The sequence below is a fragment of the Blastomonas sp. UPD001 genome (assembly GCF_003426715.1).
Taxonomy (GTDB): domain Bacteria; phylum Pseudomonadota; class Alphaproteobacteria; order Sphingomonadales; family Sphingomonadaceae; genus Blastomonas.
On the sequence record NZ_QKVT01000001.1, the window covers coordinates 475,661 to 486,799 of the forward strand.

The 11,139-nt window shown below is 67.5% G+C and carries 8 protein-coding genes and 1 pseudogene; 3 read left to right on the forward strand and 6 right to left on the reverse strand.

The features are described 5' to 3' along the window. Window positions 1-285: 285 nt before the first annotated feature. Complete coding sequence (gene uvrA / locus DM995_RS02280) at window positions 286-3,219, reverse strand: excinuclease ABC subunit UvrA (RefSeq protein ID WP_116968360.1); 2,934 nt, start codon at window positions 3,217-3,219, stop codon at window positions 286-288. A 197-nt stretch (window positions 3,220-3,416) separates the two neighbouring features. Between uvrA and DM995_RS02285 the strand changes: the two genes are divergently transcribed. Then, complete coding sequence (locus tag DM995_RS02285; RefSeq protein WP_023836363.1) at window positions 3,417-3,869, forward strand: hypothetical protein; 453 nt, start codon at window positions 3,417-3,419, stop codon at window positions 3,867-3,869. A 37-nt stretch (window positions 3,870-3,906) separates the two neighbouring features. Here DM995_RS02285 and DM995_RS02290 read toward each other — a convergent pair. From DM995_RS02290 to DM995_RS02305, 4 genes and pseudogenes are all read right to left on the reverse strand, one after another. After that, window positions 3,907-4,569, reverse strand: a pseudogene (locus DM995_RS02290) (sensor histidine kinase); the annotation flags it as partial. A 706-nt stretch (window positions 4,570-5,275) separates the two neighbouring features. After that, window positions 5,276-6,265, reverse strand: a complete 990-nt coding sequence (locus DM995_RS02295) for a hypothetical protein (RefSeq protein WP_157973043.1) — start codon at window positions 6,263-6,265, stop codon at window positions 5,276-5,278. A gap of 72 nt (window positions 6,266-6,337) precedes the next feature. Continuing rightward, complete coding sequence (locus DM995_RS02300; protein ID WP_116968363.1) at window positions 6,338-7,537, reverse strand: hypothetical protein; 1,200 nt, start codon at window positions 7,535-7,537, stop codon at window positions 6,338-6,340. Window positions 7,538-7,634: 97 nt separating this feature from the next. Beyond that, entirely contained in the window at window positions 7,635-7,952 is a 318-nt protein-coding gene (locus DM995_RS02305; RefSeq protein ID WP_116968364.1) for an Hpt domain-containing protein, read from the reverse strand. A gap of 71 nt (window positions 7,953-8,023) precedes the next feature. Here DM995_RS02305 and DM995_RS02310 point away from each other — a divergent pair, with 71 nt between their 5' ends. Continuing rightward, window positions 8,024-9,472 carry a hypothetical protein gene (locus DM995_RS02310; protein WP_116968365.1) on the forward strand — a complete coding sequence of 483 codons (1,449 nt, stop codon included), beginning with the start codon at window positions 8,024-8,026 and terminating at the stop codon, window positions 9,470-9,472. Further along, window positions 9,427-10,347: a hypothetical protein gene (locus DM995_RS02315; protein ID WP_157973044.1), complete on the forward strand. Its 921-nt coding sequence runs from the start codon at window positions 9,427-9,429 to the stop codon at window positions 10,345-10,347. Before DM995_RS02310 ends, DM995_RS02315 begins: the two co-directional genes overlap by 46 nt. A gap of 18 nt (window positions 10,348-10,365) precedes the next feature. Here the strand turns inward: DM995_RS02315 and DM995_RS22065 are convergent. Beyond that, a partial coding sequence (locus tag DM995_RS22065; protein WP_232823989.1) for a TolC family protein occupies window positions 10,366-11,139 on the reverse strand: 774 nt, incomplete at its 5' end.

Consider the following 11,139-nt stretch of genomic DNA (forward strand, 5'->3'; position numbering starts at 1 on the left):
ACCCATTCGAAAGCGGCTCATCGGAGCGATTGGTTTTTTCTATCGGGAAGCTCGCCCCCGAACGCAGTTTTCCATGATATAGGTTAACCTGCCGCAGGTCGAACGGTTATCTGGCGCGATTGATCCATGTTATGGCGCGATGGCATCCTCGCGCAAGGCTTCGACGCCCAAAGCTCGCGCTGAACGAGCATGGTCCGCGTCGGGTGAGGACGCATTGCGCCTGATACCGCCGGACCCACCGGAAGCGTCGGACTGCTGCCGCGCCGGTGGCGGCGCTATAGCGAATTACCGCTTCAGCAGCGGCGCCAGATACTGGCCAGTATAGCTGCCCGCGATCTTCGCGACCTGTTCGGGGGTGCCCTCGGCAACGACCTGACCACCCTTCACGCCGCCTTCGGGGCCCATGTCGATGATCCAGTCTGCGGTCTTGATGACGTCCAGATTGTGCTCGATCACCACCACGCTGTTGCCCTGATCGACCAGCCGGTGCAGCACCTCGAGCAGCTTGCGTACATCCTCGAAATGCAGACCAGTGGTGGGCTCGTCGAGGATGTACAGCGTCTGCCCGGTCGAGCGGCGCGACAATTCCTTGGCGAGCTTGACGCGCTGCGCCTCGCCGCCGGACAGGGTGGTCGCCTGCTGGCCGACCTTGACATAGCCCAGGCCCACTTCCCAGAGCATCGCCATCTTGTCGCGGATCGGCGGCACCGCCTTGAAGAACTCGACTGCGTCCTCCACCGTCATGTCGAGCACGTCGGCGATGCTGTGGCCCTTGAACTTCACCTCGAGCGTTTCGCGATTATAGCGCTTGCCGCCGCACTCCTCGCAGGTGACATACACATCGGGCAGGAAGTGCATCTCGATCTTGATCACGCCATCGCCCTGGCACTTCTCGCAGCGCCCGCCCTTGACGTTGAAGCTGAACCGGCCCGGCTTGTAGCCGCGCGCCAGCGCCTCGGGCAGTCCGGCAAACCAGTCGCGGATATTGGTAAAGGCACCAGTATAGGTCGCGGGGTTCGATCGCGGGGTGCGGCCGATCGGCGACTGGTCGATATCGATCACCTTGTCGCAATGTTCGAGCCCGGTAATCCTGTCATGCGGTCCGGCGATGATCCGCGCGCCGTTGAGCGCGCGCGCCGCGCCCGCATACAGCGTGTCGATGGTGAAGCTCGACTTGCCCGAGCCCGACACCCCGGTAATGCAGGTGAAGGTGCCGAGCGGGATCGACGCGGTCACCCCGGTCAGGTTGTTGGCACGGGCATTGTGCACGGTCAGCTTCTTGCCATTGCCCTTGCGGCGCTTCTTCGGAACCTCGATCTTGCGCTCGCCGGTCAGATATTGCGCGGTGAGCGAATCCTTCGCCTTCAGCAGTTCGGGCAGCGTTCCCTTGGCGACGACTTCGCCGCCATGCACGCCGGCGCCGGGGCCAAGGTCGACGATATAATCGGCGGTGCGGATCGCGTCCTCGTCATGCTCGACGACGATCACGGTATTGCCCAGATCGCGCAGGCGCTTGAGCGTCACCAGCAGCCGGTCGTTGTCCTTCTGATGTAGCCCGATGCTCGGTTCGTCCAATACATAAAGCACGCCCGAAAGCCCGCTGCCGATCTGGCTGGCGAGCCGGATGCGTTGCGATTCGCCGCCCGAGAGCGTGCCCGAGGTGCGATCGAGGTTCAGATAATCGAGCCCGACATTGTTGAGAAAGCCTAGCCGTTCGATGATCTCTTTCAGGATCGCCTTGGCGATCTGCTGCTGCTGCGGCCCCAGCCTGTCGTTGAGCGTCTCGAAGAACTGCAGCGCATCGGCAACCGAGCGCCGGGTGGAGATCGAGATGTCCTCGCCCGCCACCTTGACCGAGAGCGCCTCGGGCTTGAGACGCGCGCCATCGCAGACTTCGCAGGGCTGCGCGGTCTGGTACTTGCTCAGCTCCTCGCGCATCCAGGCGCTGTCGGTCTGGAGCATGCGGCGGTTGAGATTGCCGATCACGCCCTCGAACGGCTTCTTGACCTCGTAGCTCTTGCGCCCGTCCTGGAAGCGCAGCGTCACCGGCTTACCTGCGGTGCCATGCAGGATGACCAGCCGCGCCTCGCCGGGCAGGTCCTGCCAGGGCGTGTCGAGCGAGAAACCGAATTCGCGCGCCAGGCTGGCGAGCACCTGCATGTAATAGGGCGAGGGCGGGTTCGACTTGGCCCAGGGCACGATCGCGCCCTTCTTGAGGCTCAGTTCCTCGTTGGGTACGACCAGTTGCGGATCGAAATACATTTTCTCGCCCAGGCCATCGCAGGCGGGGCAGGCGCCCTGCGGCGCGTTGAACGAGAACAGCCGCGGCTCGATCGCCTCGATCGTGAAGCCCGATACGGGGCAGGCGAAGCGTTCGGAAAAGATGATGCGGTTATCGGGGATGCCGGCGTTCTTCATGCCCTTCTTGGGCTTGTCGTCTGTGCTGGCGGGGCCATCCGCGACGGCCGGCGGCGCCGGCTCGCCCAGCGCTGCCACCGTGCCATCCGCGAGATCGACATAGGCCAGGCCATCGGCGAGCTTGAGCGCGGTCTCGAAACTGTCGGCAAGACGTGTCTCGATGCCTTCGCGCACCGCCATGCGGTCGACGACCACCTCGATGTCATGCTTGTACTTCTTGTCGAGCGAAGGCGCGGCATCGATCTCGTACATCTCGCCATCAATGCGCACGCGGGTGAAGCCCGCCTTCTGCCATTCGGCCAGTTCCTTGCGATACTCACCCTTGCGGCCGCGCACCACGGGCGCGAGCAGATAGAAGCGCGTGCCCTCGGGCAGCGCCATCACGCGGTCGACCATCATGCTGACCGTCTGAGCGGTGATCGGCAGCCCGGTCGCCGGCGAATAGGGTACCCCGACGCGCGCCCAGAGCAGGCGCATGTAATCGTAGATCTCGGTGACGGTCGCGACCGTCGATCGCGGGTTGCGGCTGGTGGTCTTCTGCTCGATGCTGATCGCGGGGCTGAGGCCGTCGATATGCTCGACATCGGGCTTCTGCATCATCTCGAGGAACTGGCGTGCATAGGCCGAGAGCGACTCGACATAGCGCCGCTGGCCCTCGGCATAGATGGTGTCGAAGGCCAGCGACGATTTGCCGCTGCCCGAAAGCCCGGTGATGACGATCAGCTGGTCGCGCGGCAGATCGATGTCCACGCCCTTGAGATTGTGTTCGCGCGCGCCGCGCACAGAGATGTGAGTGAGCATGAACGGCCTTATGTTCTATTGATGTTCCGCTGGCAAGCGGGAGAAATCACGCTGCGGCGCGATAGCGGGGTCGCGGGCGGAACATGGGGCCGCGTCCCTCGCGCTGCAAGGGCTGCGCATGCGATGAATGGAACCGCTTTGAGCGATGATCGTAGCCGTGTTAATCGAGATCAACTTTGTCTTGAGGGAACACGATCATGAAATTCCGTCCGTTCGGCCGCGCTTCGCTGGCCATCGCCCTGACCGCCTCGGTGCTTGCCATTCCCGCTATCGCGCAGCAGGCCAGCGCGCCGGCGACCACCGAGCCCGATACCGGATCGATGGAACCGTCGCCGGTGACCCGCAACCCCAGCACGCCCGAGGAGCAGGCGGAGCGCGAAGCGGCGAACACCGCGCAGGTTCAGGCATCGAGTGCGCAGCTCGCGCAGAATGCCGCCAACCTCGCCAACTACGAAGCGCGGCGCAGCAGCTACGAGAACCAGATGAAACTGTATGAAAATACGGTGGATTCGCGGGCTCGCGCCGAATCCGAATATGCCGAAGTGAAGAAGCTTTACGACGCCATCTATACGCAATGGGAAGCCGATGTCGCGGCTTGCAACGCCGGCGATCGCAAGCGCTGCGCCCAGGCACCCGTCATGCCGAAATAACTATGCCCTGCGCCGCGCCCGGCGTTCGGGTATCCGGCTAGAGTTTCGGCAGCACCAGAGTGAAGCGCGCCCCCTGGCCGGGCGCGCTTTCCACTGTCAGGTCGCCTTGCATCGCCAGGGCGAGCCGCCGCGAAATATACAGGCCGAGACCGCTGCCGCCATCGCCGCTGCGGCCCAGGCGCTCCCATTTGTTGAATAATCGCTGCTGCTCCTCGTCGGACAGACCCGGCCCCTGGTCGGCGACGGTGACGCTCGCCCAATCGGGGCCGTCGTCGAGCCTGAGCCAGATCATCGAACCATCGGGCGCATAGTTGATCGCATTGCCGAGCAGGTTGAGCAGCACCTGCAGCACGCGGCGGAATTCGCCGATCGCCGGCAGGCTGTCGTCTTCCGCGGGCCGGTCGATGCGGATCGAGCGGTCGGCGGCCTTGAGCGCGAGCAGGCCTGCGGCGCGGCGCGCGAGATCGGCGAGATCGACCGGCTCGCGTGCAGCACTGAAGCCGCTCGCCTCGATCGCCTCGAGATCGGCGAGATCGTCGATCAGCGCGAGCAGGTGCCGTCCAGCGGACGCGATATCGCCGGCATAGCTGGCATAGTCGGCGCGCAGCGGACCTTCGAGCCGCCCACCGATCGTCTCGGCATTGGCGATGATCCGCCCGATCGGCTGGCGCAGCGCCGGGCCGATCTGGCTGCCGAACATATGCGCCAGCCGCTCGCCGTCGAACAGCGGCGGCGGGGCGGCGACCGCTTCGGGCTCGGTTCGGGCGCTTCGGCCAATTGCAGGCTCCACCCGGCGCCGGCATCGTCGCGCGATCTGTGCAGCGTCCAGCAGCGGGCGTCGCCGACCAGTCTCACGCGCACGCCGTTATGACAATCCGCCAGCACGAGCGGTGCGCCATCCTCGGTCGCGATCAGCGCGCCGACAGGCTTCAGCGTCACGCGCTCGGCCTGCCAGTCGGCGGGCAGCGCAAGCGGGCTGCGAACATGCAGGATGCGGCCGAGCGGATCGACGCGAAGATGGACATAATTCTCAGCGGCAGGGACAGAGGCGGGCAATGGTGCAGCGCCCGCGGCTTCGGGCAGCGGCTGTTCGCGCCACTGGCTGAGCAACAGATCGACACCTTCCGCGTCGGGCGTGCAATCGCACCAGAGGTCGATCGCCACGTCGGGGCCGAACACGGTTACCGGACGCGACAGCCGCATGCCGAGGCGCAGCGCATGCCGGGCAAGGTCGAGCAGCCTGGGAAGGGCCAGCACCCCGCCATCCTCGCCGCCGAGGGCGTGGTGCAATTCGCTGATCCGGGCATCGGCGTGCAGCAAACGCCCATCGCGGTCGAGCCGGACGGCTCTTCGTGGATCGGCGGCCGGGCGGGCCGACGCAGGCACTGCGGAATTCGCCTCGGCGTTCACCACACGGCTCCCGTTTGCGCCAGCGGATCGAGGTTGCGCCATCCGGCGACCAGCCGCGCAGCATCTTCTTGGGCCAGCGCGCGCAGATCCGCCGCCGGCGGCAGCGTGTCGGGGGGCAACGATGCCAGCGCAGCCAGTCCCTGAAGCAGCGGTGCAGCGATATCACCCTCCAGCCCGGATGCGCGCAGCACCACCGATAGTCGCGCCAGATCGGGATCGCGCAGCATGTCGAACAGCAGTTCGGCCGAAAGCCCGCTCGCCCGCTCGAGCATGGCGAAGATCAGGCTCGGGCCATTGTCGGCGAGCGACCAGGCATCGCCGCTGCGGGGCAGTTCGAACAGATGGCAGAACCGCATGAGCCGGTGCGGGCGTCCCCGGCGCTCGTCAAAGCCCTGCAGAAAGGCCTCGCCAGCCCGGTTCAGTTGCAGCGGGTCGCCAGCGGCGCGCTCCTGGAGAAAGACGAGGCACGCGCGCACGAGGCCATGCAGAGTCTCGGGCGGCAGTTCGTCGGGATCGATCGCGAAACCCTGCGCGCGGCTGAGAAACCGGCTCTGCGCTATGATCAGCGCCATCGCGGCCTCGGCCAGTTCGTCCTGCGCATCGCCGACTTGCGCTTCCACGCGCGACGGCAGTTCCGCTGTCGCAAGCCCGACCAGCGGCGTGTTGCGGCACAACCGCGCCTCGATCGCGCGCGCGAACAGCAGGCGAGTGGTGGGCGCATGCGCAAGAACGGCATGGCGCGCCAGGTCCGCACCCCGCTCTGCCGATCCGGTGAGCGCCTCGGCCAGGCGTGCCGCCAGCGATTCGACAAAGCCGCCGGTCAGGCTGATGTCGTCCTCGCGCAGGCGCTGGGCCTGATCGGGCAGCAGATGCTGGCGCACCAGCGCCGGTACCGCCATGGCCTGCCGAGCCTGAGCGTCGGCCTGGCGCAGCAGCGCGCCAACGTCCCGTAAGGCCGGGCGTGCAGGGGCCGTGTCGGTACTCATCGCCTTGCCCTACCAATGGCTGGTTAAAATGCTGTTAGTTGAAAGGACCAGCGCCCACCCGCGAATATGGGCTCAGCGCTGGCCCGCCGCAAGCGGCGCGCGATGCGTCTGCCACAACAATAGCCCCGTCAGCCCGAGATTCCAGAGCATCAGCATCGGCATCAGCAGCCCCAGCGGCAGCGCGACCAGGGCGGCGACCGCGACCAGGCTGGGCGATCCGGCAAGCCTTCGCCACAGCCGGGAAACGGGGCCGGTCACGCGCCCCAGCACTGTCGCCAGCCCGGGCAGCAGCAGCGCGGCGAAGAGGCCCGACAGCCGGTCCGATGCGGCGACGCTCAGCACCGTCACGACGACGAAGGCGATCGCGAAGGCCATGTCGCGCGCGATCTGCTCGGACGGCTTGGTCAGGCGACCGACAAAGCGCCCGAACAGCCGGTTGGCCGCATGGCCTGCCGCGCGCCCCGCCACCAGCATGGCGAGTGCCGCGATGCCCCATCCCGCCGCCGCCGTGCCGATGCCGAGCACTGGCAGGCCGATCGCGGCAAGGCGCAACGCAGGGCGGCTCCAGCTGGTGGCCCAGATGCGCCGGGCGAGCGAGGCCATGGCGCCGGTCTGGACGATCCTGCCGCCGAGCGCCCCTGATGACCCCGCAAGTTCCTGCAGCGCCAGGATCTCGACCTCGCCCGGCTCGCGCACGATCGCGATGCGGCCCGCCTCGGCAAGCGAAAAGGGCAGGACCTCGCGTCGGTAGCCGCGCTGGACGGCGAGACGCAGCAGCGCGGACTGGATGCTCCAGTCGTCGGGCAGATCGCGCGCCTCGACCAGATCGCGCGCGCGGACACAGGCGAGCCCCGCCCAGACATGATTGATATCGATCCGCTCGAACCGCTCGACGAGCACGCGCGCGCCATCGCCGGGAGCGAAACTGGCGACGAACGTTCCGGTTTCGCGCGCCAGCCGGTCCATGTCGGACGGCGAAACATACAGGCCATCGGCGATGACCAGCAGCTCGTCCTCGCTGGCAAGGCGCACACTGATATCCGCGACCGACCGCACCAGATGGAAGGCAAGGCTGCGCTGCGCGGCATAGGCCTCGATCTCGCGCGTTCGTTCGTCGACCGTGCTCACAAGGCACAGGATCTCGCCCGCGCCTGCCTGAACCGCCAGATCGATCTGCAGCATCGCCAGCCGACCGTGCGCGAGCGGCAGCGCCCCGCGCAACGCGGTGCTGCCCGGAACGGTTTCGATCAGCGATATCAGTGCGGTACGCACGCCATGCGGCTCCAGTCCATCGGGAGCCGCTCTCTTATCGGCTGGCGGCGGGGATGCCAACCGGCTGCGGTCGGGACCGCCGGGCGACGCGCCAAGTTTACAGGTCGGCGGAGGGCGTTTCGCCGAAGTCGCGCATCGCGCTCGCCAGATCGCGCAGGACGACCGGATCGCCCGGCGCGCCTTCGAGCGCCTGATCGGCGAGATCGACAATGCCCTGCACGCTGAAGCTGGCAGCCAGGCTCTTGAGCCGCAGCGCGGCAAAATGCCAGTTCGCATCACAGCGCGCGCGACCCAGCAGGTCGATCTGGCGCGCGGCGCTCTCGATAAAGGCTCCGCGAAGCTCCGCGACGAGATCGGGATCGCTGCCGACGGCGGCGGCCAGCGCCGCGTTCAATGCTCCGGATTCATAAGCCATGGCGCGCAGCTATAGCGCGCTCGCCTTAACTTTCGGTTTCTGGCCCGGCAAAATCTGTTAAGCATAGGGGCATGGGCGAGGGGAAGAAGATCATAGATCTGCGGCATGGCCGCAGCGACGAGAATCCTGCGGTGCAGGAGCCGGTTCCGGACATGGCGGCACCGGCCATGCCTTCGCGCGCCGCTGCGGAGGAGCCGAGCGATTCGCATGTGCCCTGGGCGAGCGACGATGAGCTGCCGGAGAGCGTGCCGGTGATCGGCCGCTGGGGCTGGGTCGCGATCGCGCTGGGCCTCGCCTGGACTGCGGCGTTCGTCTGGGCCTCGCTGCCGATGTGGCTGGCGATGATGACACCGGTGCTGGCGATGCAGGCGATCGCGCAATGGGCGATGCCGATCGCGATGATCGCCGCACTCTATCTGGTGATGCAGCGCAACAGCAGCAGCGAGGCGCGGCGCTTCGCGCAGCTGGCGGGATCGCTGCGGGCGGAGAGCAGCCTGCTCGAGACCCGGCTCGCGCATGTGAATGCCGAACTGTCGCTGGCGCGCGAGTTCCTGGCCAATCAGAGCCTCGAGCTCGAATCGCTGGGCCGCGTGTCGAGCGATCGCCTGCGCAGCTTTGCCGAGGACCTGCGCGCGACGATCGAGGCGAGCGATACCGGCATGCGCGCGATCGGCGAGGTCAGCGCGGCGGCGCACGGCAATATGGAAAAGCTGCGCAACCACCTGCCAGTGATTGCCAACTCGGCCAAGGACGTCACCAACCAGATCGGCAATGCCGGGCGGACGGCGCAGGGCCAGGTCGAAAGCATGATCGGCGCGTTCCAGAAGCTCAACGAGTTCGGCCAGGCCGCGAGCGCGCAGATCGGCACCCTGGTGCAGGATTCGGATGCGGCCGTCCTCCGTCTGGCCCAGTCGGTCGAGACCAGCGGTGCCGCGCTTACCGGCCATGTCGCCGAGGCGAGCGAACAGATGGATCGCGCGATCGAGACCGTTGCCAGCCGCCTGGCCAACACGCGCAGCAATCTCGATCGGACCGCAGAAACCCAGACCGAACAGCTGCACGCGCATGTCGCGGAACTCGAGCGATCGCTCGCCACGCTGGCCGAGTCCATGGCCGAGCGCGCCGTGCGCAGCCGCCAGGACATGCGCGCGGCCGCCGACGATCTCGGCCTCACGCTGGCCACGCTCGCGACCTCGGCGGGCGAGAGCGAAGCCACGATCCGCCAAATCATCGCTGCTGCCGAACGCACAGCAGCGAAGCGCTGGCGCGGCTCGCCTTCGCCCTTTCCGCGCTCGATTCCAATGTGGCCAGCCTGTCGGAAAAACTGGCGGCGGGCAGCGGCCATGCCGAGATTTTCGACGCGAAGTCGCAGCGCGTCCGCGCGCTGCTCGAGGCGATCGAAAGCCAGGCGGGGCAGGCGATCCCCGAGGCGCTCGACGCGCTCGACCGCAAGACCGGGGCGAGCGAGCAGGGCGTGGCCAGCCTGCGCGCGCATGTCTCGCAGGTCGATGACGAGATGATCCGGCTGGGCTCGATCCTCGGCAATTTCGAGCAGCGCATCGCCGAACAGGCATCCGAGGTCGAACGGCTTGCGGGAAGCAGCGAGGCCGGATGGCGCGAGCGGGCGGAGGATATCGGCGCGCTGATCGCGGCGATGCGCTCTGCGCGCGACGATATCGACCAGATCAACGAGACATCGGCGATCAAGCTGGTCGAGACGATGCGCGACGTGCACCGCGAGGCGCAGGCCGCCGCCGAGGAAGCGCGCCGCGCGATGGACCGCGCGATCGCGGGCGCGACCGACAAGCTGGGCCAGGACAGCGCCGCGGCGCTCGAAAAGGTGCTTCGCGGCAAGGCGGAAGAGCTGGTGGGCAAACTGGAGAGCGCGATCAACCGCGCGGTCGGCGCGACCAGCGAGGCGAGCCTGCACCTCAAGGACCAGCTTGCCCGCGTCGACGACCTCGCCACGCATCTCGAGCGCCGCGTCGCCGATGCGCGCGAGCAGGCCGAGGAGCGCACCGACAACGACTTCGCACGCCGGCTGGCGCTGCTGACCGAATCGCTGCATTCGACCGCGATTGATGTCGACAAGATCCTGTCGGCCGAGGTCAGCGACACCGCCTGGTCGGCCTATCTGCGCGGCGATCGCGGCGTGTTCACGCGGCGCGCGGTGCGGCTGATCGACAATGGCGAAGCCAGGGACATCGCCTCGGCGTACGAGAACGACCCCGAATTCTTCGAGCTGGTGAACCGCTATATCCACGATTTCGAGAGCATGCTGCGCACGGTTCTGTCCACCCGCGACGGCGGCGTGATGGGTGTGACGCTGCTCTCGTCCGAGACCGGCAAGCTCTACGTTGCGCTGGCCCAGGCGATCGAGCGGCTGCGCAACTGATCGCGCCGGTTGCGCCGATCAGTCGCGCTTGGTCGCGCTGACCTCCTGCACCGGCGGAGCGTTTTCCCAGCCACCGCCCAGCGCGCGGAACAGCGACACCTCGGCCTCGGCCCGCGCCGCCATGGCAGATCCGCTCGCGGCGCGCGCAGCGAACAGGTTGCGTTCGACCTCGAGCAGCTGCAGCGCGTTATCGCGGCCCGCGCGAAAGCGGATGCGCGTGATCCGCGCCACTTCTTCGGCGGCCTTGGCGGCCGTCTGAAGCGCGGCTTCCTGCTCGATCGCCGCCTTGAGCCGTGCCAGCGCCTGTTCGGTTTCCTGCAGCGCCGTCAGCACGGCGCCGTCGAACGCCGCGAGACGAGCATCAGCCTGCGCCGAGGCAGCATTGATCCGCGCCCGCACCGCGCCATCGATCGGCAGCGACCAGGAGATCAGCGGGCCGATCGAGAAACCGATATTGTTCGATCGCGTCAGCGCATCGGGGCTTGTCCCGCCGATCGACAGTGAACCTGCCAGCCGGATCGAGGGATAGAGCGCCGCCGTCTCCACGCCGACGCGCGCCGTATCGGCCGCGAGCCGGGCTTCGGCTGCGCGCACATCGGGGCGACGCGCGAGCAAGGCCGCGCCGTCGCCCACCGGGATCGCGGTGCGGACTCTCGGCGGCGTGGTGCAGGCTGCCGCGGCAGTGTCGATAGCGGCAGGCGTGTCGCCGGTGAGCGTCGCCAGCGCATAGAGCGCGGCGCGCTGCTCGGCCTCGAATTGCGGCACCTGCGCCAGGGCCTGCGCCACCAGCAG